Here is a 22343-nt window from a genome sequence, read left to right as displayed (position 1 = left end):
ACGCCTGGCGGTCAGGCGACAGCGTCCCGGGCGGCGACGAACGCCGCCACCGCCGCGTCCAGGTCCTCCCGGGTCAGGGCCGCGGACAACTGGGTGCGGATCCGCGCCTTGCCGCGGGGCACCACGGGGAACGAGAACGCGCGCACGTAGACGCCCCGGGCGAGGATCTCGTCGGCCATCTGGGCGGCCAGCGCCGCGTCGCCGATCATCACGGGGACGATGGGGTGGTCAGACTCGGGCACCTCGAAGCCCTCCTCGACGATCCGGCGGCGGAAGTAGGCCGTGTTCTCGCGGAGCCGGTCGAGCAACTCGGGCCGGGAGGCGATGAGGTCGATCACGGCGATCGCCGAGGCCGTGATGGCGGGGGCGAGCGAGTTGCTGAACAGGTACGGCCGCGACTTCTGGCGCAGCAACTCGACGATGGGCCCGCGCGCGCAGGTGAAGCCACCCGACGCGCCGCCCAAAGCCTTGCCCAGCGTGCCCGTGAGGATGTCGACCCGCTCGGTCACGCCGAACAGTTCCGGCGTGCCGGCGCCGGTGTCGCCGATGAAGCCGACGGCGTGGGAGTCGTCGACCATCACCAGCGCGCCATACTCGTCGGCGAGCGTGCAGATGTCGTCGAGGGGCGCGACGTAGCCGTCCATCGAGAAGACGCCGTCTGTGGCGATCACCCGGTGGCGCGCGCCCTTGGCGGCCTCCAACTGGGCACGCAGTTCGTCGAGGCTCCGGTTGCGGTACCTCAGGCGCTGCGACTTCGTCAGGCGCACTCCGTCGATGATCGACGCGTGGTTGAGCTCGTCGGAGATGATGGCGTCCTCGGGACCGAAGATGGTCTCGAACAGGCCGGTGTTCGCGTCGAAGCATGACGAGTAGAGGATCGTGTCGAAGCCCTCGGCGCCCTTCCGGAGGAAGCCGGTGAGCTTGGCCTCCAGGTCCTGGTGCTGCGTCTGCGTGCCGCAGATGAACCGCACGGAGGCCATGCCGAAGCCCCAGCGGTCGAGCGCCCCCTTCGCGGCGGAGATCAGCTCGGGGGAGTCCGCCAGGCCCAGGTAGTTGTTGGCGCACAGGTTGATGACCTCGCCGCCGAGCGTGCCGACGTGCGCGGCCTGCGCCGTCGTGAGCGGGGCCTCCTCCTTGTACAGCCCCTCGTCGCGGAGGGCCTGGATCTGCTGGCTGATGTCATCGAGGAAGGTCATGGTGCTCCTGTTCGGAAAAGTACCTGCATGGGAATGCCGCCAGTTGGGGGTCACCCGCGAAGAGCTGAGCGGGCAGCCCCCAACCGGCGGAGATCCCATGCGACGTGGTCAGTCCCACGTGAGGATGACCTTGCCGGACCGGCCATCCGAGGCGACTTCGAAGGCTTCAGCGAAGGACTCGGCCGGGAACCGGTGCGTGATCACGCCGGAGATGTCCAGGCCGGAGCGGATCAGCGCGTTCATGGCGTACCAGGTCTCGAAGATCTCGCGCCCGGTCACACCTTGGATGGTGAGCATGTTGAAGATGATGGTGGCGAAGTCGACGGTGAGTTCCTTCGTCGGCGACCCCAGCAGCGCGATCCGCCCACCGTGCGTCATGTTGTCGATCATCGAGCGCAGCGCCGGCCCGGAGCCGGACATCTCGAGACCGATATCGAAACCCTCCACCATGCCGAAGCGCTCGTAGACGTCCTCCAGTCGCTCGACCCCGGTGTTCACGGTCGACGTGAGCCCCAGCGAGCGGGCCAGCTCGAGGCGCTCGTCGGACAGGTCCGTGATGACCACGTTGCGGGCGCCCTGGAACTTGGCCACCAGCGCGGACATGATGCCGATGGGGCCGGCGCCGGTGACGAGCACGTCCTCCGCCAGCGCGGGGAACTGGAGCGCGGCGTGCACGGCGTTGCCGAAGGGGTCGAAGATGGCCGCCACGTCCGGGTTCATGCCGTCGGGATGCACCCACACGTTGCGGGCGGGCATCACGAAGTACTCGCAGAACACGCCGTCTACGTGGTAGCCGATGCCCTTGTAGTTGCGGCAGAGATGCCGCTTGCCGGCCAAGCAGGCCCGGCACCGCCCGCAGACGTAGTGCCCCTCGCCGGAGACGAACTGGCCCACCTCGAGGTTGGTCACCGACGAGCCCAACTCCACGATGTCGCCGCAGAACTCGTGCCCGATGATGCGCGGGCACTTCACGTTCTTCTCGGCCCAGCCATCCCAGCGGTCGATGTGCACATCGGTCCCGCAAATGCCGGTGCGCCGGATCTTGAGGAGCACGTCGTTGGGGCCGGGGACGGGGATGGGCATGTCGATGAGCTCCAGCCCGGGGCCGGGAGCTGTCTTCACCAGGGCCAACATGTCAACCATCGTGGCACGCCGCCCGCGCCGCCTGCGGGCGCCCTGCCGCAACGAGCGTCCACCTTCACCGGCCCGCCCGCGATTCCGCCTCTGCGGGTGCGGAAACCCTTGTTACTGGGCCGAGGCCCGGCTTAGGCTGGTGGCAACCGAGTGTGAAGGAGGCTCCCATGGCCCACGGCGACATCACCCACATCGACATTCCGGTCTCGGACCTCAAGCGGTCGCAGGACTTCTACTCCGCCCTGTTCGGGTGGGACATCCAGGAGTACCCCGGTTTCGAGGGCTACCCGATGTGGCGCGCCCCCAACCAGATCAGCGGCGGCGGCCTCGCCCCGCGGGGCGACGGCTTCACCCAGCCCCGCTCCTACGTCGAGGTGGATTCCATCGACGACACCCTCAGCCTCGCGAAGGACCGCGGTGTCACCGTGGTCATGGGGAAGACCGAGATCACCCCCACCAGTTGGTTCGCCGTGTTCGAGGACCCGGACGGCAACCCCATCGGCCTCTACGAGGGAACCACGTAGGAGAGCTGGGTATGTGCCGCAACATTCGCCCGTTGAACAACTTCGAGCCGCCCGCCACGCACGACGAGGTGCACGCCGCCGCGCTGCAGTTCGTCCGCAAGGTCTCCGGCACCACGAAGCCGAGCAAGGCCAATGAGGAGGCGTTCAACCACGCCGTCGAGGAGGTGGCTCACATCACGCGCCACCTTCTGGAGGACCTCGTGACCGTAGCCCCGCCGAAGAACCGGCAGGAGGAGGCGGAGAAGGCGAAGGCCCGCTCGGCGAAACGCTTCGCTGCCACGGGCTAGACCCCTCCCCGGCTACCCTGCAGGAATGCCGCGCACCCAGCCCCCGAAACACAGCGCCGGCTCGCTCCTGTGGCTGGGCGCGGGTCTGGCTTACCTGTCCATCCTCGTCCCGGCGTTGCTGGGCGGAGTTGGGGCGGCGCTGGTCCCGTGCAGCGGTTTCCTCTGCAACGTCGGCTACGCGTTCCTGGGCGCCCTGGCCGGCGCGGCGCTGGGCGTGGTGGTGGTGGTCTTCCTGGCCGTGAGGCTGGGGCTGCGCTGGTGGTTCGTGCCGGTCCTGCTCGCCGTGGCCGTGGCGGGCGTGGCGCTCTTCACGACCTTCGACGGCGTGCCCGCCCGGGCCGGTGTGCTGCTGGCTGCCGTGGCACCCGTGGCGGCGGCGTTGACCGCCTCCGGGCTGAGACCCAGGCGGCTCCTCGTCGGCGGCATCGCTCTGCTGGCGGGGATCGCGGTGGGGGTGGCGCTCCTCACCCTGGGCGATCACCTGGACCGTCGCAGCCAACTGCAGCAGCGGGCCGAGAAGTTCCGGACGACCACGCTGCCCCTCGTCGCGCCCACCAGCATCGAGGCGCCCGAACTACGCCTGGTCCGGGCGACGCCGGACCAGGTCATCTACGACCTGCGCACGCCGGAGCACACGGGTTGGCTGCGCATCGTGCTGGAGCCCACCGGGGTCCGGGAATGCGGCGAGGGCAACGTCACGGGCATGGGGGACGACATCTTCGCCTCCGGGGAGGGCCAGTCGTTCCGGCGGGTCTGCAGGGAAATGGGCGAGGTCGACGCGGAACTCTGGCCCGACGGCGGCGACAGCGACTGGGGTGCAGACGAGATGGTGGAGGTCGCCAGAGCGCTGGAGCCCGCCGGGGCCGAGTGGTTCGCCGACCATCAGGAGTCGTGAACCGGGCCCCCCCGGCGGGCTCGAACGGTAGGGGTGGCTAGTAGCTCAGCCCGTGCCCGAAGGCATAGGCCACGCCGCCCGACGGCGAAGGGACGTCGACGGGGAGCTTGCCGGTGGGGTTCACCTCACCGGTGATGACCCGCACGAGCGCACCCGGCATGACCGGCGCGTAGGAGTACGTGCAGATCTCCGCCGGGGCTTCGTAGTTGCCCACGTCGTACGGGTTGCGGACGGCGACGGCCACCACCGGCTTGCCCGTCTCCACCAGGGCGTTCACCAGCCTCACGAGCGGGGACGTGGGGCCGGCGTTGTTCGTGAGCACCACGATCAGGTCCTGGTCGGCGGCTGTTGCCACCGCCGTGGCGATGTTGGCGGCGGTGGGGCTGTTGTAGCTGAGCCTGGTCGCCGTCGCGCCGGCAGCAGTGAACGCGGCCTGCACGTTCGTCGTCGTCCCCACGCCCCAGCCGGTGACCAGCACCCGCTTGCCGCTGACCGGCATGGGCAGTACGCCGTCGTTGCGCACCAGGGTGACAGTGCGGTCCGTGACGGCGTCGGCGATGGACAGGTGCTCGGGGATCCCCACCACGCTGCTGATGAGGGCGGGGTCGCACGTGGGCGCGGAGATGATGCCGCGACGGTGCTTCATGCGCAGCACCCGCTCCACCTTGCGGTCGATCTCCGCCTCGTCGATGCGGCCGGAGTGCACCGCGTCGAGTACGGCGTCGCGCGCCTCGATGGGCGACGGCGACATCAGCAGGATGTCGACGCCGGCCTCCAGCGCCCGGACGGCCACCTCGGGGTCGCCGTACATCTCCCGCACGCCCTCCATGTTGAGTGCGTCGGTGATGACCACGCCGTCGTAGCCGAGCTCGTCGCGCAGCAGGCCGGTGAGGATGGGCTTGGAGAGGGTGGCCGGGTCTCCGGATTCGTCGAAGGCGGGCAGCAGCAGGTGGGCCGTCATGATCATGTCGATCCCGGCCGCGATCGCCGCACGGAACGGCGGAGCGTCGAGCCGCTCCCACTCCTCACGTGTGTGGGTGATGAGCGGTAAGCCGTAGTGGGAGTCGACGGCGGTGTCGCCGTGGCCGGGGAAGTGCTTGGCCGACGCGGAGACGCCGCCCTCTCCCTGGTAGCCCTCCACCTGCGCGGCCACCATCTGCGACACCAACGCAGGGTCTGAACTGAACGAGCGCACACCGATGACCGGGTTGTCCGGGTTGACGTTCACGTCGGCGACCGGGGCGAAGTTCGTGTTGATGCCGACGGCGCGCAGCTCCTTGCCAGTGATGGCAGCGGCCACCCGCGCGTCGTCCGCCGAGCGGCCGGCACCCAGCGCCATCGCGCCCGGGAACTGCGTGGCCGGCGGGCCGAAGCGCGTGACGAGGCCCTGCTCCTGGTCTGTGGCGATCAACAGGGGCACGGCCACCTTGTCGCCCACCGGGCGGCCCCTGGAGGCGGTGACCCGCGTCTCGAGGGCCGTGGCCTGCAGCGCGTTGCTCAGTGCGGCCACACCCTCGGGGCCGCGCGTGAAGCTGTCGGTCCAGGCGAAGTAGATGACGCCACCGAGCTGGAGTTCGCGCACGACGTCGACGCCCTTGCCGATGCCGAAGCGCTCGATGTTGCCGGGGTGTTCGACGGTGGGGTCGATCCCGTAGACCTCCGAGACCATGAGCTGGCCCACCTTCTGGGGCAGGGTCATGCGGGAGACGACGGACCGGACATAGCCGGTGATGTTGTCGGCGGCGGCCGGGAGGCGGCCCGCCACTGCGCTCGCGGCGAGCGCTCCCACGCCGAGGCCGAGCATCTGTCGGCGGTTGAAGGTCAGCATCTTTGCTCCTTTCACATCGCCCTGGAGGGGGCGATCTTCGTCACTCTGCCACCGGCAGGGGTCACTGACAAGGGGGTGATGGCGCTGTGACCCGAACTCCGCCGGGGCTGCCCCACGGACCGCCTAAGGTTGCGAATGACACGAGGAGGCACCATGAGCGGCGCTGCTGAAGTCCACGTCGGAGCAGAACTCCGCCCCACCAAGATCGAGCTGCTGCAGGACTGGCTGCCCCGCCAGCACTGGTTCTTCGGCGACGCGGGCAAGCTCGAGCGCGTCGCCAACTTCCGCCTGGTGGATCCCGACGGTGAGGTCGGGCTGGATTCCATGGTCATCTCGGACGGTGCGCACGCCTACTTCGTTCCGGTCACCTGGCGGGCCGCTCCGCTGGACGGGGGAGACCTCATCGGCACCCTCGAACACTCCGTGCTGGGCACCCGCTACTGCTACGACGCGGCCACGGACCCGGTGTTCATGGAGGAGTTGGAGCGCGTCATCCGCGAGACGGACGGCCAGGCGGATGTGCACGACCACGACGGCAACGTGTTGCCGCTGGTCATGGACGTCCAGGGCAGCGGCGTGGTGCCGGGCGAGGGGTCGGACGCGGAGGTGGAACTGGTGCGGGTGCTGGAGCGCTCGGCCGACGTGCCCGGCGACGCGCTCGGCACGCTCATCGCGGACTGGACCGACGACGGCGGCCCGCGCCACGACCTGCTCGCGCTGCTGCGCTGAGGTTCACACCGGAACTACGGGCGCACCGACCAGTTGTCGTCCGCCGGGCGTCCGGCGGCGATGACGGTGCCCTCGCCCTGGGCGACGGCACCCCAGCTGGGGAGGGTGAGGACCGCCACGGCCGACGTCCGCATGGGGACGGGATGTCCAGTGGCGAGCCCGATCAGTTCCTCGAGCGCTGGGTTGTGGCCCACGAGGACCACCGTCGACGCAGAGCCCGGCAGCGCGGAGACAACGTCTGCCAGTTCCTCCCCGTCGAAGGTGTAGGCGTCTTCCGAGTCGATTGTTCCTGAGGCGGGGTGGAGATGTGCGGACAAGATCCCCCAGGTCTGTTGGGCCCGCGTCGCCACAGAGACGACGGCGAGGTCCACCCGGGTGAAGGTCGCGCCCAGCCACTGGCCGGTGGCCGTTGCCTGGCGAACGCCCCTGTCAGAGAGTGGACGGCGGCGGTCCGGGACGTCCGTGTGCCAGTCGGATTTCGCGTGCCGGACGAGAATCAGCGTCACTGCCATGCCTCCACCCTAAGCACGCGGAGGGGATAGTGGAAAAGTTAGCGAAAAGAGACATTTGTTAGCGTGAACAGGCTTGGACGGGTGGCTAGGTTGGAAGTGTTCACCGGCTAGACGACGACGCTGTCGCGAGGAGCGACGTTGAAAAGTGTCGTCGCAAACGAAGGAGACACATGTTCAATCGATCCCGTAAACACGTAGCGGCCCTTGCCGCTCTCGGCATGGCCAGCGTCGCCCTGCTCAGCGCCTGCGGAAACGGCGACACCGAACCCACCGCCGGCACCGACGGCGGGACCACCGCTGCCAGCGAGAGCCCCGCCGGCAGCGAAAGTCCCGCCGGCAGCGAAAGTCCCGCCGGCAGCGAGAGCGCCTCCGGCAGCGAGAGCGCCGCCGCGGACCTGTCCGGCACCACCCTCAACGTCGTCGCCGCCTGGTCCGGCGCGGAGCAGGCCAACTTCGAGGCCGTCCTCCAGCAGTTCGAGGACGCCACCGGCGCCAGCGTGACCTACACCAGCTTCGGCGACAACGGCCCCACCTATATCTCCGGCCAGCTCGAGGGCGGCACGCCGCCCAACGTCGCCGTCGTGGGCCAGCCGGCCCTCATGCAGCAGCTCGCCGCTGACGGCAGCATCATGCCGCTGTCCGACGACGTCAAGGCGGCCGTCGAGGAGAACTACTCGCAGTCCTGGCTCGACCTCGGCAGCGTCGACGGTGAGCTCTACGGCGTCTGGTTCAAGGCGGCCAACAAGTCCACCATGTGGTACAACGCCGACCTCTGGAGTGAGGCCGGGGCAGATCCCGCCGCCGCCGAAGACTGGGAGGGCTTCCTCGAGCAGCTCGGCCTGATCCGCGACGCGGGTTATGCCGGTATCTCCGTCGGCGCCGACGTCGGCTGGCCGCTGACGGACTGGTTCGAGAACGTCTACCTGCGCACCGCCGGTCCCGAAATGTACGACCAGCTCGCCAACCACGAGATCCCCTGGACGGATCCGTCGGTCAAGGAGGCTCTCGACGTGCTGGCCCAGCTGTGGGGCACGGATCTGGTGCAGGAGGGCGGCGCCCAGCGCGGCTTCCCCGAGTCCATCACTGAGGTCTTCGGGGCTGACCCGCAGGCCGGCACCGTCTACGAAGGCGACTTCGTGGCCGGCGTCATCACGGAGGACGGCAACTCCACCGTCGGCGAGAACGCGCTGTTCTTCGACTTCCCGTCCGTCAACGGCTCCGAAGCGGCAGTGGTCGGCGGCGGCGACGTCGCCATCCAGTTCACCGACGACGAGGCCACCAACGCGCTCATGGCCTACCTCGCCTCGCCCGAGGCCGCTTCGGTGTGGGTGCCCCTGGGCGGCCTGACCTCGCCGAACAACGGTGTCGACACCTCGCTGTACCCGGACGACACCTCCCGCCAGATCGCCGAAGCCCTCGTGGGTGCGGAGGCGTTCCGCTTCGACATGTCCGACCTGACGCCCAGCGCGTTCGGCGGCACGCAGGGCCAGGGCTTCTGGCAGGAAATGATCACCTTCTACGAGAACCCGTCTGATGTCGACGGCACCATGCAGCGCCTCGAGGCTGCTGCCGCGTCGGCATACGGCGGCTGACAAGGCTTCCGGTGACTGCTGTAGTCACCGCGCCACAGCGTCCGAGGACCGGGGTTCACAAGCCCCGGTCCTCGGGTCGCTTGAAGCGCGGGTTGATCATCGCTTCCTTCCTGGCGCCGGCCCTCGTGGTGCTCGGCGCCCTCGTCGCCTACCCCATCGTGTTCACCCTGGTGCGCTCGCTCTACGACAGGAGCGGGGACAACTTCACCGGCTGGCAGAACTACGTGACGATGTTCACCAACGAGACCACGTTCACCGCCATCCGCAACAACATCATGTGGGTGCTCGTGGCCCCGGTGATCTGCACCGTCCTCGGCCTGATCTTCGCGGTGCTGTTGCAGCGGTTGAAGTGGAAGACGGCCTTCCGGCTGATCATCTTCATGCCGATGGCCATCTCCATGCTCGCCGCCGGCGTCATCTTCCGCGGCCTCTTCCAGGAGAACCCGCAGCTCGGTGCCGTGAATGCCGCCATCGTCGGCGTGCAGAACACCTTCACGGACACCGCCAACTATCCCGGGGCCAACCCGCGCAAGGACGTCGGCCTCACCGCTGAGGGCGGCATCATCAGCACGGAGTCGACGGTGGGCACAGGCACTGTCGTGGACCTGCCGCTGATCGGCATCCGGCAGAACAACCTCCCGGAGACGGCGGAGGGGGCCGTCGCGGCTCCCGAGGCCGGCGACGACCAGATCTCCGGCACCGTGTTCCTGGACGTCATCCCCGGCGGTGGTGGCACGCAGGGCGCCCTCGAGGAGGGCAAGTCAGGCCTGCCCGGCATCCGGGTCGACGCGGTGGCTGAGGACGGCTCCATCGCCGGCAACGCCACCACGGAACCCAACGGCACCTATGTGATCGAAGGGCTGGATCCCGGAGGCAACTACCGGGTGGCGCTCCCGGCGTCGAACTTCGGCGAGGGCGCCCAAGGAGTCTCCTGGTTGAGTTCCACGTTCATCAACGCCGTGGTGATCCTGTCCTACGTGTGGATCTGGGCCGGCTTCGCGATGGTGATGATCTCGTCGGGCCTGTCGGCCATGGACCCGTCGCTGCAGGAGGCGGCCCGGATCGACGGCGCCAACGAGTGGCGGGTGTTCACCCGCATCACGGCGCCGCTGCTCGCCCCCGTGCTGGTGGTGGTGTTCGTGACGCTGATCATCAACGTGTTGAAGATCTTCGACCTGGTCTACGTCATCCCGCCGGGTGCCTCGAAACCCACGGCGAACGTGATCGCGGTGGAGATGTGGACCGTGTCGTTCGGTGGCGGTAACGACTACGGCCTCGGCTCCGCACTGGCCATCCTGCTGTTGGTGCTGGTGCTGCCGTCGATGATCCTGAACATCCGCCGCTTCCGAGAGGAGCGCGGGCGATGACCGTCGAACTCAGCATCGTGAAACCGAAGCTCACACCGGCACAGAAGGTGTTGCGCGTCTTCAACAACTCGATCGTGAACGTGGTGTTGGCGGTGGTGGCGATCTTCTGGCTCGTGCCCACCGTCGGGCTGCTGCTGACGTCGCTGCGCAGCTCCGGCGACAACTCGGCGTCGGGCTGGTGGAACGTATTCACCGCGCCGGCGCAGCTCACGCTGGACAACTACGCCAACCTGCTGTCGAACCCCACCATCACGGGGTCCTTCTGGAACACCGTCGTGATCGCGGTGCCGACGACGGCGCTGGTCGTGATGATCGGGGCCCTGGCCGGCTACGCGTTCGCGTGGCTCCAGTTTCCCGGACGCGACTGGCTGCTGATCGCCGTCATCGTGCTGCTCGCGGTGCCCATCCAGGTGGCGCTGATCCCGCTGGCCCGCCTCTTCGGGCAGTTGGGGATCTTCGGCAGTGTGCTGGGCGTGATCCTCTTCCACGTGGCGTTCGGCCTGCCGTTCGCCATCTTCCTGCTGCGCAACTTCTTCACGCAGTTCCCCTCGGAACTGCTGGAGGCGGCGAGGGTCGACGGTGCGTCGGAGTGGCAGATCTTCTTCCGTATGATCCTGCCGCTGGGCCTGCCGGCCATCGCGTCGTTGGCGATCTTCCAGTTCCTCTGGACCTGGAACGACATGCTGGTGGCGTTGATCTTCACCAACGCGCAGTCCATGCCGTTGACGGTGGCGATCCAGTCCCAGCTGAGGCAGTACGGCTCGAACATCGACGTGCTCTCGGCAGGTGCCTTCCTGTCGATGATCGTGCCGCTGATCGTGTTCTTCGCCTTCCAGCGCTACTTCGTGCAGGCCCTGTTGGCCGGTTCGCAGAAGTAGTCACACAGCACACGTCCCCTGCGCCTGATCCGGGCGCAGGGGACGCGTGCTGTTGGGTCAGTTGCGGATGATCATCGCCTGGCCGCCGTAGGCGGGTAGTTCGACGGTGAACCCGCCGAGGTCGTCCACGGTGCCCACCTTGCGTCGGGTGGACAGGTCGAACACGCGGCCGCTGGGCAGCTTGTCGGACTGCACCCGGGCGCTCAGCTTCTCGCCGCCGAAGTTCAGGGCGGTGATCTGGGTGGTGCCCGTCTCCAACTCGTTGACCAGCACCAGCAGCGCCTTGTCGCCCACTTCCGGCACATCCACCAGGGCGCCGGTGGGCAGACCGTTGCGCTTGCGCACCTTGAGGACGGCGGCGAGCCGGCTCGCGAACGACGTCTCGCGCTTCAACTGGTCCGGCACGGAGCCGTACAGCGCGCGGGCCCGCGGCATGCCGCTCGCCGACTTCTTCGCGTCCGGGGCCACGCCCAGCAGGTCGTAGGCGCCGCGCTCGATCCACCGGGTGTCGCCCATCGCCGTGAGGGCCTTGACCTCTTCGCGGTCCAGCGGCAGCGCGCCGACGAGGTCCCACCCGGAGAGGGCGAACACGCCCGGCTGCCAGGCGTTGAACATGCACAGCAGCAGATGGGCGTTGGAGATGCGCCGCGCCTCGCTGTCGGAGATCGCGTCGAGGTCCGTGAACCCGAGCGAGGCCGCGACGATCGACGCGGTGGTGCTGGCGATCCCGTTGGTGGTGAACAGCGAGTTGTACGGGGCCGCCGGCCCCGTCAGCTTCTCGCGCATCGTCTCGCGGACGTGCTCGGCCAGCTCGCCGCCGGTGTAGGTCTGGCCGCCGAGGGTGTACTCGTCGTCGCGGTGCGTGGTGGTGAAGTGGACCAGCTCGTAGGTGAGCTCGTCGTGGTTCTGCATGGCGTGCACCAGCGACGCCTGGTCGATGCCCAGGCGCATGGCTTCGCGCAGCACGAGCCGCAGGAACTCGGTGTCGCCCGTCGCCAGCGAGAACTGGGCGGCCGGGCGCGTGATGAAGTCGTAGGAGAGGTCAGGGCCGACGGTGCCGGTGCGGGCGATGTCGTCGATGGAGAGGTTCAGCTCCTGGAAGGTGAACCCGCCCACCTTGCGCACGAGTGATCCGATCAGCTGGTTGGCGGCCAGCGACAGCGGGTGGCCCTCGGACCAGGCGGGGGAGCCGAACGTCTTCTCGACGCCCAGGAAGCCGTTGGCGTCCAGCCGGAGGCCGCGGGAGCCGAGGTCCAGCTGCGAGTGCAGCGCGTCGCCCATCACCAGCCGCATGCCGGCGCACGTGGGGTCGAGCCAGTTGATGGTGGGCTGGCCCTCCTTGAAGTAGTGGAGGTAGACCCAGCGCCGCTCGACGCCCTTGTAGTCGACGATCGGGGGCGTGCAGGACCAGTTGGTCTCCTTGACTCCGGGCTCGTAGAAGATCACCCGCTGGAGAGCGCCGATGATCAGCCCCTCGTCGGAGAGTGCCTGCTCGGCCTCGGGGGAGAGGTTGACCGAATCGCGACCCTCGGGCACGTCGGGCAGCAGCGACCAGTGCTCCGGCGGGATGTCGACCATGTGGAACACCCCCGGGTAGTCACGGTAGTTCAGCTCCGCCAGCCGGAAGTCGGCGCCCTTGCCCGTGTGGCCGGGGACGATGTCGTCGATGATGGTGCCGTGGTACTTGGTGGCGGTCTCGCACATCTCGCGGAACTCGGCCTCGTTGCCGAACAGCGGGTCGATGGCCATCGAGATCCGGTCGAAGTGGCCGTCCACTGACGGGGTGGGCTCCCAGCCGTGCAGGCCGCCGGCCAGCTTCACCGGGCCGGTGTGGACGGCCTCGATCCCGATGCTGGAGAAGGCCTCCCACAGTTCCTGGCTGCCGAGGGAGCCGAGGAAGGACTGCGCCCGGTCCGTCATGTGCGACAGCGGGTAGGCGGTGAACCACACCGAGGCCCGCTGCACCGCCGCGCGTGGGTCCGGGTGGGCGTAGGGGTGGGCCCACATCAGGTGCTTGCCGGCCACCTGGCGCGAGATCTGGTTGGCGTCGTGGAGCATGGATTGCTCCTCGAGCCACTCGACGTAGGCCCGGTTGGCGCCCGAGGCGGTGAACGGCGGGGCGATGGGCCCCTGGTCGTCGGAGCGACGGCGGGCGCGGGGCCGCAGCCGGGCCGGGCGGGCCGCGAACCGCTGCTGGTCGAAGCTTGCCTCGAGCAGTTCGTCGTCGTCGATCTGCTCGGGCACCGGGTTCTCAGGTGTCGTGGTCACCTGCCTTACGCTACCGGTCACTTCGCGCGCGCAGCGCACGTACGGTCTGCCGCGCCCTCGTCCGGGGGCGGGGATGAGGGGATGTCGGTGGAATACAATGGGCCTGAACAAGGTTGAGTGATGTAGACTCAACTTTGTATCCAGAGCGCGGGACTGCGCTTGAGAACAGAACCAGGAGATCCAGCTACATGAACACGGAACGGCTCACGACGAAGTCGCGGGACGCCGTCACGGCGGCGGTCCGGCAGGCTCTCACCAACGGCAACCCCAACACCGAGCCCGTGCACCTGCTGCACGGACTCCTCCTGACTCCTGACAACACCGTCGGCGCCCTGCTCGAGGCCGTCGGCGCCCGCGCTGACCAGGTGGATGGGGCCGCTGTCGCCGCCATCAAGAAGTTGCCCTCCACGTCGGGCAGCTCGGTCAGCCAGCCCGCCCTGAGCGGGCCGTTCGCGCGCGTGCTCGCTGCGGCGGAGACGCTGGCGGATTCCCTCGGCGACGACTTCGTCGCCACCGAACACCTCCTCATCGGGCTGGCCACCATCGCCTCCGATGCAAAGACCATCCTGGACAACGCCGGCGTGACGGCAGACGCGCTGAAGGCTTCGTTCGAGGCCTCCCGTGGGGGTAAGCGCGTCACCTCCGCTGAATCCGAGGGCGGCGAATCCGTCCTCGAGAAGTACTCGATCGACCTCACGGAGCGGGCGCGTTCCGGAAAACTCGACCCGGTCATCGGCCGCGACCAGGAGATCCGCCGCGTGGTCCAGGTGCTGGCCAGGCGCACCAAGAACAACCCGGTGCTGATCGGTGAGCCCGGCGTCGGCAAGACCGCCGTCGTCGAGGGCCTTGCGCAGCGACTGGTCGCAGGCGACGTGCCGGATTCGTTGAAGGGCAGGCGGCTGGTGTCGCTCGACCTCGCGTCGATGGTGGCCGGCGCCAAGTACCGCGGTGAGTTCGAGGAGCGGCTCAAGGCCGTGCTGAACGAGATCAAGGAGGCCGAGGGCCAGATCGTCACGTTCATCGACGAACTCCACACCGTCGTCGGCGCCGGCGCGTCCGGTGAGGGCGCCATGGACGCGGGCAACATGCTCAAGCCCATGCTCGCCCGCGGTGAGCTGCGGATGATCGGCGCCACCACGCTCGATGAGTACCGCGAGCGCATCGAGAAGGACCCCGCGCTGGAGAGGCGCTTCCAGCAGGTCTACGTGGGGGAGCCCTCCGTTGACGACACCGTGGCCATCCTGCGCGGCCTCCGCGAGCGGTACGAGGCGCACCACAAGGTACGCATCACGGATTCCGCGTTGGTCGCGGCCGCCGAGCTGTCGAACCGCTACATCACCAGCCGACAGCTGCCGGACAAGGCCATCGACCTCGTCGACGAGGCCGCGTCGCGCCTGCGGATGGAGATCGACTCCTCGCCGGAGGAGATCGACATGCTCCGCCGCGACGTGGACCGCATGACCATGCAGAAGTTCCACCTGGAGAAGGAGGACGACGAGGCCTCGCGTGAGCGCCTCGCCGCCCTGAACGCCGAGCTCGCCGACGCGCAGGAGAAGCTGCGCGGACTCGAGACCCGGTGGGAATCGGAGAAGTCCGGCCTCAACCGGGTGGGCGACCTGAAGGAGCGCATCGACCAGCTGCGCATGGAGGCAGATCGCGCCCAGCGCGAGGGCGACCTCACCAAGGCCTCCACCATCCTCTACGGCGAGATCCCGGCCGCGGAGAAGGAGTTGGCGGAGGCGGAGGCCTCCGACGCCACACCGTCGATGGTCTCCGAAGAGGTCAGCGCCGGCGACATCGCCGAGGTCGTCGCCGCGTGGACGGGCGTGCCCGTCGGGCGCCTGCTGCAGGGCGAATCCGAGAAGCTGCTCCAGATGGAGGAGCGCATCGGTGAGCGCCTCATCGGCCAGCGGTCCGCCGTCGTGGCCGTGTCCGACGCCGTGCGCCGCTCGCGCGCCGGCATCTCGGACCCGAACCGGCCCACCGGTTCGTTCCTGTTCCTCGGCCCCACCGGTGTCGGTAAGACCGAGCTGGCCAAGGCCCTGGCGGATTTCCTGTTCGACGACGAGACCGCGCTGGTGCGCATCGACATGAGCGAGTACTCCGAGAAGCACTCGGTGGCCCGTCTCGTCGGTGCTCCTCCGGGCTACGTCGGCTACGAGGAGGGCGGCCAGCTCACCGAAGCGGTGCGTCGCCGGCCCTACTCGGTGATCCTGCTCGACGAGGTGGAGAAGGCGCACCCGGATCTGTTCAACATCCTGCTGCAGGTGCTCGACGACGGCAGGCTGACGGATGGCCAGGGCCGCACCGTCGACTTCCGCAACACGCTGCTGATCATGACCTCGAACCTTGGTTCGCAGTTCATGGCGGATCCGCTCCTCGACCGCGAGGAGAAGGAGAAGTCGGTCATGTCCGTGGTGCGGCAGGCGTTCCGGCCGGAGTTCCTCAACCGCCTCGACGAGGTGGTGCTGTTCGATGCCCTGAGCCGGGAGCAGCTCAGCCAGATCGTCGACATCCAGCTGCGGCGCCTCAACGCGCGGCTGGCCAGCCGTCGGATCGCCGTCGAGGTGTCCGACGCGGCGAAGCTGTGGCTGGGCGAGGCGGGCTTCGACCCCGTCTACGGTGCGCGGCCGCTGCGTCGCCTGGTGCAGTCCACCATCGAAGACGACCTGGCCCGCGGCCTGCTGTCCGGCGCGATCAACGACGGCCAGACCGTGCGCTTCGACAGGGTGGACGACGGCATCGCCATCGTCGCCTGAGTTCGTCGGCGCCGGTCAGGCCCCGTCGTCGATCATTCGCACCAGCCGTACCCGCCGTACCACTTCTCCCCGGCGGTGATCAGGTCGACCACAGCAGGGTCGCCGCTCTCGTCGAAGGTGTTGGCGCTGAAGGAGAGCCACGAGTCGCCCTCGCGGAGGTAGAACAGGCTGTTCTCCTCGGTGAGGGCGGCTCCGTAGGCGGCCTTCAACTGGTCCACCGTCTGGCCCAGGCGGAAGGTTGAGACGCCGCCCGCTCCGTCGGTGATCTTGACCTGCGGCGATCGCACGATGAGTTGGTCCATCACCGGGCTCGACCAGACGCCGTAGCGGTTCACGAACGAGTCCGGCGTCTCGACGGTGGAGCAGGTGCTCCCGTCCTCCCGCACGTAGCTCTTGTCCACCTTGAACCCCAGCGTCTTGGCGTCGAAGTCCGAGATGTCGGCTTGGAGGGGGCCGAAGCCGGTGGGGGTCAGGACCGCCCGGTCCAACACGATGGGCGGTACGGCGGTGACGGGTGGCACGGTGGGCGTGGCGAACAGGACCTGGTTGTTGAACACCCAGCCCTGACGCAGCCAGGGGCTGCCCCCCTCCGTGGAGACGTACCGGGTCCAGATGTAGCTGCGGCACGCCCCATGCCCGGTGGCGGCGGTGTCGCATTCGGTCCGCCATGGGCGGCCGGCGCTGACGAACTGCCCGGTGGTGGCCAGCGGGTTGCCCGCCCAGGCCGCGCGGTGGGAGGGCAGGTACGTGAGGTTGTTGAAGTGCCAACCGGTCTCGTTGATGTACTGGGTGCCCTGGTGGACCACGATGGTGGACCACAGGTTCGTGGTGCAGCGCACGACGGTGGAACTGTACTTGGCGCACGCGGTGCTCCAGAGCCGTCCGTTGACCCTCTGGTTGCCCGGGGTGTTGTAGACCGTCACGACCGGTCCGTTGGTGTCGTAGACGGGCGCGGCATGCGCCGGTGAGGCGGTGAATCCGGTCATAGCTGTGGCCGCCGCGACTGCTGTGAGGGCGACGCGTCTGATGAATCCCATTGCTCCCCCAAGGAGTTGATTCGGTGCTTTCAGCCTAGTCCTGCCACCGACATTTATGGGGCGAGTGGGAAGGTACGCTGGTGCTCATGGCTGGGGACTTCATGCGCATCGGGGATGCTGAACGCGACGACGCTGTCGGGATGCTCCGCGAGCACCACGCCACCGGCCGGTTGAGCTCGGAGGAATTCGACGACCGGATGTCGCGCGCGCTGAGCGCCCGCACGGAGAGCGACCTGACGTCACTTTTTCTGGACCTCCCCAACCCCAAGCCGGGCAGCCCGTACCCCGCCTCGGCGCCGTCGCCGCAGCCCGTGGTGCCGCCGGTCTACGGCTACGACCTCAACACGCAGGGCTACGGCTACGAGCAGCAGCCCATGCCGTACGCCGAGCCCAATGCGCCTGTCCAGCTGGGCAAGCCTCCGCGCCCCTGGTACGCGCAGTGGTGGATGATCTTTGTGGGCATCGCGCTGGCCGGGGCACTGGACTGGGGCTTCCTCGTGGTGCTCATGGCGCTGTGGATCTGGCTGATCTACCCCATGGTGTTCGAGAACCGACGCGGCCTCAGCGCGGCGCCGAGCATGGAGCCGCCTCGCCCCCTGACCTACTCGGAGCGCGAGTACGTCATGGACGAGGTGCGCGCTGGCCGCAAGATCAACGCCGTCAAGCGTTACCGCGAACTCACCGGGGCGGATCTCCGCACGGCGAAGAACACCGTCGACTCCTGGGGACGGCAGATCGGCCGCTAGCTGGTTCCGCCGCCGGGCAGGAACAGTCGTTCATCGCCCGAGTTGGCGTTGTAGAACCCCACGCCGTGCTTGGCCGCCAGCGAACGACCGGTCCTGGCCGCCTTCTCTGCCCCGCCGTCGGGGCAGCTCGCCATCGTGACGGTGCGGCCGAAGCGATACGTGGTGGTGCCGTCGTCGTCGGCGTAGGGGCCGTTGAGGGCGGGGAAGTGGCCCGAGAAATCAGAGAACCAGTTGCGGAGGGCGACGGTGCCCGCGTCGGGGTCGTCGTCCGGGGCGCTCTGCCGCTGGAACCAGGCGACGAAGGCGTCGTCGTCGGTGGGGGCGCCCACGGGATCGAACACGGCGATGTCGTAGCTCATGTGCCGACGTTAGTCCCCCCTGTCTCGGCCCGTGGGGGGAATGGTTGGATGGGTCCATGGCCAACCTCCACGATGTGCGGCGCGACTACACCGGCGCGCCCCTGCCCGACGATGTCGCCTCGGTTGAACCCTGGCGGCTGCTCGACGACTGGGTCAACGACGCGCTCGCCGGCGGGGAACCGGAGCCGACGGCAGTGACGCTGGCCACCGTCGACGCCGACGGTCGCCCGCAGGCGCGGATCGTGCTGCTGAAGGAGATCTCGCCGGACGGGCTGGTGGTCTTCACCAGCTATGAGTCGGCCAAGGGCCGGGAGTTGGCTGAGCACCCCGTCGCCTCCGTGTCGTTCTGGTGGCCGCTGCAGATGCGGCAGGTCCGGGCGGTCGGCTCGGTGACCAGGCTGGCGCGGGAGCGGTCCGAGGAGTACTTCGCCAAGCGCCCCCGCGAGAGCCAGTTGGAGGCGTGGGCCTCGCACCAGTCGTCGCCGATCCGCTCCCGCGACGACCTGGTCGCCGCGCTGGAGGAGGCCAGGCGGCGTTTCGAGGGCCGGGACGTGCCGTGCCCACCGCACTGGGGTGGCTACGTGCTCAGCGTCGACACCTTCGAGTTCTGGCAGGGGCTGCCGGGCCGCCTGCACGACCGGGTCGTCTGCCGCCGCACCGCCGACGGGTGGGCGAACGAGCGCCTGCAGCCTTGAGCGCTTGGATCAGTCTGCTGCTGCGAGACCTGCGATGACCCGCAGTTCTGAGACCTCGGGCAGCGAGCAGTCCACGTCGGCGTCGTCCTCGGGGTACGGCTCCATCATGTGCGACAGGTACGAGAGCTGCCCGTCCTCGATGTCGAGCATGAGCACGTGGGTGGCGCCGTCGCGCGTGAACGTGGCGCTCGCCGGGAACGTGTAGCTGTCCAGCAGCGTGAGGGGAGCCTCCGGGTCCGGCACCAGGAGGTAGTGGCCGTCCTCGTCGCGGCACACGGCGTCCTCGAGCTGGACGCGCAGTTCCTCGCTGCCGTAATCGTCGACCGCGTCGAGCAGCGCGGTGATGACCGCCCGCGCCTCGGCCGGGAGCGGCTCCAGCGTCTCCGGGAGCGGCTGGCCGAACTCGTCGAACCCGTCAGCATCCTCCGCCGCGGGCTCGGAACCCTGCGCCAGGGAGACCGCCATCATCGAGGCGAAGACACCGGCAGCGGCCCAGAGCCGGGGGCGCCTGATGCCCAGTCGCTGCAGCTGCTTGATGGACCAGGCGTCGCTGCGGGCCAGGAGGTCCTGCGCGCCGTAGGTCACGCCGGCCGTGCCCAGCGCCAGACCGGTGCTCAGGCCGGCGGGGCGGTAGGTGCCGTCGTCGGGCAGCGCCACCTCGGCGGCGGTGCCCCCGGCCATGGCCAGCCAGTAGGCGTGCTTCTTCCACCCGCTGAGGCGGTTGGGGTCGATCAGGGTGATGCCCGCCCACGCGGCGGACTTCAGAACTGCGGTGGCGAGGGTGGAGCGACTGATGCGTCGGGTCATGCCCGCCACACTAGTCCCCGACCCGCGGGCTCGTTCTTCCCCAGGGCACTCGGGACACGGGAGCCCTCGCCGGCAGCAACCGCCAGGGCATCAGGCCGGGCGCAACTCCAGCAGGAGCGCGCTCTCGCCGTCCTGCAGCAGCCAGATCGCGCCGTCGGGACCCTCCTCGACGGCCCGGATGCGGGCGCCCATCGGCCAGGTCTCCTGTTCGGCGGCGGCCTCGCCGTCCAGCTTCACCCGCACCAGTGCCTCGCCGGAGAGCGCGCCCAGGAAGGCGTCCCCCGTCCAGCCGGGGAACAGGCTGCCCTGGTAGATCATCAGCGAGCCGGGCGAGATCGACGGGGTCCAGAACACCTTCGGCGGCTCGAACCCGTCGCCCGAAGCGTGGTCCGGGATGGGCCCGCCCCCGTAGTGCGAACCGTTGGAGGCGGCCGGCCAGCCGTAGTTGAGGCCCGGCTTGATCAGGTTGAGTTCGTCGCCGCCCTCGGGCCCCATCTCCGACGCCCACAGGCGGCCGTCGGCGTCGAACGCCAGGCCCAGGGGGTTGCGGTGCCCCATGGACCAGAACTGCTGCGCCGCCGGCGCATCCTCTTGGAAGGGGTTGTCAGGGGCCGGTTGCCCGTCCAAGGTGAGGCGCAGGATCTTGCCGAGCGTGTTGTCCATCTCCTGCGCCGGGTCCATCTTCTGGCGGTCGCCGGAGCTGACGAAGAGGTGGTCGCCCTGGATGGCCAAGCGGTGGGAGAAGTGACCGTTGCCGTCCACCTTCGGCGTCTGGGCCCAGATCTTGGTCACGTTGCTCAGCGTGGCGGCGTCGACGTCCAGCGTGGCCGTGCCGACCACCGCGCCCGACCCGCCGTCGCCGCGTTCAACCCAGGAGAGGTAGACGGTGCCGTCTGTCTCGAACGTCGGCCCGGCGACGATGTCGCCGAAGCCGCCCTGGCCCGCGACGGCGACCTCCGGGACGCCGCTCACCTCGCGCACGGTGCCGTCCGGTGAGCGCAGCTTCAGCACCCCGGTGCGCTCCGTGATGGCCAGGAGGTCCGTGCCCGGCAGGAACTCCAACGCCCACGGGTTGCTGTAGGCCTCATGCTCCGTGACGGCGAACTCGTGGGTCTCGGGCGCCGGCTCCGTCGACTCCGCGGTGGCCGATTCCGCGACGGTGGGCTCCGCCGCCGTGGACGACGCCTCGGGGGCGGCCGGTGACGGCGCGGACGGTGCGGAGGTGGTGAAGCTGGGGGAGGTGGCGGGAGTGGGCGCCGGGTCTCCCGGCCTGGGCTGCTCGCCCGGGCCGGTGCAGGCGGCCAGTGTCACTGCGGCGGTCAGGACTAGGGGTGCAAGTCGTCGCATGTCACGACGCTACCAGCCGGCTCAGTCGGTAGAAATCAGGCGCCGAGCCGCATCCAGTGGTCGCCGCGGGCGCGCAGGCCCAGCGTGAGCGCCCGCAGCCCCATGAACCCGACGGCGAACGCCAGCCACAACCAGGTGAGCCCCGGCTGTCCGGCCTCGATGGTGAGCGCACCGAACGACAGGGGAGCGTAGCCCAGCAGCGTGATGACCCCGGCGATGGCCAGGTAGCGGCCGTCCCCGGCGCCGATCAACACGCCGTCGAGGAGGAACACGTAGCCGGCCAGCGGGAGCGTGACGGCGATCAGGACCAGCAGCCAGGCGACGAGCGTGCGGACCGCGTCGTCGGGTGCGAAGAACGCCGCCACCGGTTCCCGGACGAGCACCACGAGCACGCCGATCACCGCGCCGCCGCCCACGGACCACCAGGTCATGAGGCGGGTGGAGTCGCGGGCCTCCTTCGCGTTGGCCGCCCCCAGCGCCGTGCCGATGATGGTCTGCCCGGCGATGGCGAGCGCGTCGAGGGCGTAGGAGAGCAGACCCCACACCTGCATCACCACGTGGTGGGCGGCCAATCCGGCGGTGCCCTGCCGGGCGGCGATGTAGGTGGTGATGAGGAGCGCGATGCGCAGGGTGACGGTGCGCAGCAACAGCGGGACGCCGACTGCCAGGCTGCTCATCATCTCCGTCCACGACGGGCGGAGCCCCGCACCGGCGGCGCGGGCCTTGCGCGCGACGAGCAGTGCGGCCGTCGCGCCCAGCGCGGTCTCGGCCAGCGCGGTGCCGAGGCCTGCGCCGCCGATGCCCATCTGGAGGCCGAAGACGAGAACGACGTTGAGCACCAGGTTGAGCGCCGCGCTGCCGATGGACAGCACCAGCGGCGTGCGGGCGTCGGCGAGCCCGCGGAAGGTGCCGGTGGCGGCGAGCATCACGAGCATGCCCGGCAACCCGGGGAGGGACCAGCGCAGGTACTCCACCGCCTGGGTGTGCACGTCGCCCGTCGCCCCCAGCGCGGTGGCCAGCAACGGCGAGGCGATCCAGACGAGTGCGCCCACCGTCGCCCCGATGAGACCGGCCAGCCACATGGCCTGGACGCCCAGCTGGATGCCCCGGCCGCGGTGACCGGCGCCGATCTGGCGCGCCACCACGGACGTCGAGCCGTAGGCGAGGAAGATCATCAGGCCGGTGGCCGTGGTGAGCAGGCCGGAACCGATGCCGAGGCCGGCGAGCGGAACGGTGCCGAGGTGGCCCACGATCCAGGTGTCCGCCAGCATCATCAACGGCTGGGCGACCAGCGCGGCGAAGGCGGGCACCGCTAGGGCGAGGACACGTCGGCTCAAACTCATGGCGGGGGCGAGTCTATGCCCCTGTCACGGCGCCCCATCT

General features: G+C 69.2%; 20 protein-coding genes. 10 read left to right on the top strand and 10 right to left on the bottom strand.

The window, feature by feature from the left end; translation table 11 throughout:
* Positions 1 to 11: 11 nt before the first annotated feature.
* Both H5393_RS08605 and tdh read right to left on the bottom strand, forming a co-directional pair.
* Positions 12 to 1196, bottom strand: a complete 1185-nt coding sequence (locus H5393_RS08605; RefSeq protein WP_182766288.1) for a glycine C-acetyltransferase — start codon at positions 1194 to 1196, stop codon at positions 12 to 14.
* Between the two features lie 108 nt (positions 1197 to 1304).
* The gene (gene tdh, locus H5393_RS08600) at positions 1305 to 2330 is read right to left on the bottom strand and encodes an L-threonine 3-dehydrogenase (RefSeq protein WP_182766287.1); all 1026 of its coding nucleotides are present in this window, start codon (positions 2328 to 2330) and stop codon (positions 1305 to 1307) included.
* Positions 2331 to 2497: 167 nt separating this feature from the next.
* On the opposite strand from tdh, the gene H5393_RS08595 reads away from it, so the two are divergent.
* From H5393_RS08595 to H5393_RS08585, 3 genes are read left to right on the top strand one after another with little or no spacing between them, the layout of a single operon-like run.
* Positions 2498 to 2854, top strand: coding sequence for a VOC family protein (locus H5393_RS08595; RefSeq protein ID WP_182766286.1), 357 nt, complete (start codon positions 2498 to 2500; stop codon positions 2852 to 2854).
* Positions 2855 to 2865: 11 nt separating this feature from the next.
* Positions 2866 to 3141 (top strand): DUF2277 domain-containing protein, encoded by a 276-nt coding sequence (locus H5393_RS08590; protein WP_182766285.1) that lies wholly within the window; start codon positions 2866 to 2868, stop codon positions 3139 to 3141.
* A 25-nt stretch (positions 3142 to 3166) separates the two neighbouring features.
* Positions 3167 to 4036 carry a hypothetical protein gene (locus H5393_RS08585; RefSeq protein WP_182766284.1) on the top strand — a complete coding sequence of 290 codons (870 nt, stop codon included), beginning with the start codon at positions 3167 to 3169 and terminating at the stop codon, positions 4034 to 4036.
* Between the two features lie 37 nt (positions 4037 to 4073).
* On the opposite strand, the gene H5393_RS08580 is transcribed toward H5393_RS08585, so the two are convergent.
* Positions 4074 to 5864: a glycoside hydrolase family 3 protein gene (locus tag H5393_RS08580; protein WP_182766283.1), complete on the bottom strand. Its 1791-nt coding sequence runs from the start codon at positions 5862 to 5864 to the stop codon at positions 4074 to 4076.
* A 153-nt stretch (positions 5865 to 6017) separates the two neighbouring features.
* On the opposite strand from H5393_RS08580, the gene H5393_RS08575 reads away from it, so the two are divergent.
* Complete coding sequence (locus H5393_RS08575; RefSeq protein ID WP_182766282.1) at positions 6018 to 6593, top strand: hypothetical protein; 576 nt, start codon at positions 6018 to 6020, stop codon at positions 6591 to 6593.
* A 14-nt stretch (positions 6594 to 6607) separates the two neighbouring features.
* Here the strand turns inward: H5393_RS08575 and H5393_RS08570 are convergent, their stop codons facing one another.
* Complete coding sequence (locus H5393_RS08570; protein ID WP_182766281.1) at positions 6608 to 7105, bottom strand: histidine phosphatase family protein; 498 nt, start codon at positions 7103 to 7105, stop codon at positions 6608 to 6610.
* Positions 7106 to 7275: 170 nt separating this feature from the next.
* Here H5393_RS08570 and H5393_RS08565 point away from each other — a divergent pair, with 170 nt between their 5' ends.
* The 3 genes from H5393_RS08565 (at position 7276) to H5393_RS08555 (ending at position 10942) form a co-directional block, all read left to right on the top strand.
* Complete coding sequence (locus tag H5393_RS08565; RefSeq protein WP_182766280.1) at positions 7276 to 8697, top strand: ABC transporter substrate-binding protein; 1422 nt, start codon at positions 7276 to 7278, stop codon at positions 8695 to 8697.
* Positions 8698 to 8789: 92 nt separating this feature from the next.
* Positions 8790 to 10064 carry a carbohydrate ABC transporter permease gene (locus H5393_RS08560; RefSeq protein WP_182766279.1) on the top strand — a complete coding sequence of 425 codons (1275 nt, stop codon included), beginning with the start codon at positions 8790 to 8792 and terminating at the stop codon, positions 10062 to 10064.
* Positions 10061 to 10942 carry a carbohydrate ABC transporter permease gene (locus tag H5393_RS08555; RefSeq protein ID WP_076063170.1) on the top strand — a complete coding sequence of 294 codons (882 nt, stop codon included), beginning with the start codon at positions 10061 to 10063 and terminating at the stop codon, positions 10940 to 10942. Before H5393_RS08560 ends, H5393_RS08555 begins: the two co-directional genes overlap by 4 nt.
* Positions 10943 to 10999: 57 nt before the next feature.
* Here the strand turns inward: H5393_RS08555 and treS are convergent, their stop codons facing one another.
* Complete coding sequence (treS, locus tag H5393_RS08550; RefSeq protein ID WP_370585956.1) at positions 11000 to 13210, bottom strand: maltose alpha-D-glucosyltransferase; 2211 nt, start codon at positions 13208 to 13210, stop codon at positions 11000 to 11002.
* Between the two features lie 188 nt (positions 13211 to 13398).
* Between treS and clpB the strand changes: the two genes are divergently transcribed.
* Complete coding sequence (gene clpB / locus H5393_RS08545) at positions 13399 to 15969, top strand: ATP-dependent chaperone ClpB (RefSeq protein ID WP_182766277.1); 2571 nt, start codon at positions 13399 to 13401, stop codon at positions 15967 to 15969.
* A gap of 32 nt (positions 15970 to 16001) precedes the next feature.
* Here clpB and H5393_RS08540 read toward each other — a convergent pair whose 3' ends face one another.
* On the bottom strand, positions 16002 to 17006 hold the full coding sequence (locus H5393_RS08540; protein ID WP_182766276.1) for a hypothetical protein: 1005 nt from the start codon (positions 17004 to 17006) through the stop codon (positions 16002 to 16004).
* A gap of 86 nt (positions 17007 to 17092) precedes the next feature.
* On the opposite strand from H5393_RS08540, the gene H5393_RS08535 reads away from it, so the two are divergent.
* Positions 17093 to 17752 carry a DUF1707 domain-containing protein gene (locus tag H5393_RS08535; RefSeq protein ID WP_182766275.1) on the top strand — a complete coding sequence of 220 codons (660 nt, stop codon included), beginning with the start codon at positions 17093 to 17095 and terminating at the stop codon, positions 17750 to 17752.
* Here the strand turns inward: H5393_RS08535 and H5393_RS08530 are convergent.
* A complete protein-coding gene (locus H5393_RS08530; protein WP_182762658.1) occupies positions 17749 to 18111 on the bottom strand; it encodes a hypothetical protein in 363 nt (120 codons plus the stop codon). The genes H5393_RS08535 and H5393_RS08530 overlap by 4 nt on opposite strands.
* Positions 18112 to 18167: 56 nt before the next feature.
* On the opposite strand from H5393_RS08530, the gene pdxH reads away from it, so the two are divergent.
* Entirely contained in the window at positions 18168 to 18806 is a 639-nt protein-coding gene (pdxH, locus tag H5393_RS08525; protein WP_182766274.1) for a pyridoxamine 5'-phosphate oxidase, read from the top strand.
* Between the two features lie 9 nt (positions 18807 to 18815).
* Here the strand turns inward: pdxH and H5393_RS08520 are convergent, their stop codons facing one another.
* From H5393_RS08520 to H5393_RS08510, 3 genes are all read right to left on the bottom strand, one after another.
* Positions 18816 to 19613 (bottom strand): hypothetical protein, encoded by a 798-nt coding sequence (locus tag H5393_RS08520; RefSeq protein ID WP_182766273.1) that lies wholly within the window; start codon positions 19611 to 19613, stop codon positions 18816 to 18818.
* Positions 19614 to 19703: 90 nt separating this feature from the next.
* On the bottom strand, positions 19704 to 20960 hold the full coding sequence (locus H5393_RS08515) for a PQQ-dependent sugar dehydrogenase (protein WP_182766272.1): 1257 nt from the start codon (positions 20958 to 20960) through the stop codon (positions 19704 to 19706).
* A gap of 35 nt (positions 20961 to 20995) precedes the next feature.
* The gene (locus tag H5393_RS08510; protein ID WP_182766271.1) at positions 20996 to 22303 is read right to left on the bottom strand and encodes an MATE family efflux transporter; all 1308 of its coding nucleotides are present in this window, start codon (positions 22301 to 22303) and stop codon (positions 20996 to 20998) included.
* Positions 22304 to 22343: the final 40 nt, after the last annotated feature.

The sequence above is a fragment of the Tessaracoccus sp. MC1756 genome, assembly GCF_014164735.1.
Lineage (GTDB): Bacteria > Actinomycetota > Actinomycetes > Propionibacteriales > Propionibacteriaceae > Arachnia.
This window is presented reverse-complemented; position numbering and strand designations above follow the sequence as displayed.

Excerpts from the sequence above, each read along its gene's own strand:
- clpB (WP_182766277.1), top strand. The coding sequence starts at position 13,399 with ATGAACACGGAACGGCTCACGACGAAGTCGCGGGACGCCGTCACGGCG.
- H5393_RS08540 (WP_182766276.1), bottom strand. The coding sequence starts at position 17,006 with ATGGGATTCATCAGACGCGTCGCCCTCACAGCAGTCGCGGCGGCCACA.
- H5393_RS08595 (WP_182766286.1), top strand. The coding sequence starts at position 2,498 with ATGGCCCACGGCGACATCACCCACATCGACATTCCGGTCTCGGACCTC.
- H5393_RS08520 (WP_182766273.1), bottom strand. The coding sequence starts at position 19,613 with ATGACCCGACGCATCAGTCGCTCCACCCTCGCCACCGCAGTTCTGAAG.
- H5393_RS08510 (WP_182766271.1), bottom strand. The coding sequence starts at position 22,303 with ATGAGTTTGAGCCGACGTGTCCTCGCCCTAGCGGTGCCCGCCTTCGCC.
- H5393_RS08575 (WP_182766282.1), top strand. The coding sequence starts at position 6,018 with ATGAGCGGCGCTGCTGAAGTCCACGTCGGAGCAGAACTCCGCCCCACC.
- H5393_RS08565 (WP_182766280.1), top strand. The coding sequence starts at position 7,276 with ATGTTCAATCGATCCCGTAAACACGTAGCGGCCCTTGCCGCTCTCGGC.
- H5393_RS08605 (WP_182766288.1), bottom strand. The coding sequence starts at position 1,196 with ATGACCTTCCTCGATGACATCAGCCAGCAGATCCAGGCCCTCCGCGAC.
- H5393_RS08515 (WP_182766272.1), bottom strand. The coding sequence starts at position 20,960 with ATGCGACGACTTGCACCCCTAGTCCTGACCGCCGCAGTGACACTGGCC.
- H5393_RS08590 (WP_182766285.1), top strand. The coding sequence starts at position 2,866 with ATGTGCCGCAACATTCGCCCGTTGAACAACTTCGAGCCGCCCGCCACG.
- H5393_RS08535 (WP_182766275.1), top strand. The coding sequence starts at position 17,093 with ATGGCTGGGGACTTCATGCGCATCGGGGATGCTGAACGCGACGACGCT.
- H5393_RS08555 (WP_076063170.1), top strand. The coding sequence starts at position 10,061 with ATGACCGTCGAACTCAGCATCGTGAAACCGAAGCTCACACCGGCACAG.
- H5393_RS08580 (WP_182766283.1), bottom strand. The coding sequence starts at position 5,864 with ATGCTGACCTTCAACCGCCGACAGATGCTCGGCCTCGGCGTGGGAGCG.
- tdh (WP_182766287.1), bottom strand. The coding sequence starts at position 2,330 with ATGTTGGCCCTGGTGAAGACAGCTCCCGGCCCCGGGCTGGAGCTCATC.
- pdxH (WP_182766274.1), top strand. The coding sequence starts at position 18,168 with ATGGCCAACCTCCACGATGTGCGGCGCGACTACACCGGCGCGCCCCTG.
- H5393_RS08530 (WP_182762658.1), bottom strand. The coding sequence starts at position 18,111 with ATGAGCTACGACATCGCCGTGTTCGATCCCGTGGGCGCCCCCACCGAC.
- H5393_RS08585 (WP_182766284.1), top strand. The coding sequence starts at position 3,167 with ATGCCGCGCACCCAGCCCCCGAAACACAGCGCCGGCTCGCTCCTGTGG.
- H5393_RS08570 (WP_182766281.1), bottom strand. The coding sequence starts at position 7,105 with ATGGCAGTGACGCTGATTCTCGTCCGGCACGCGAAATCCGACTGGCAC.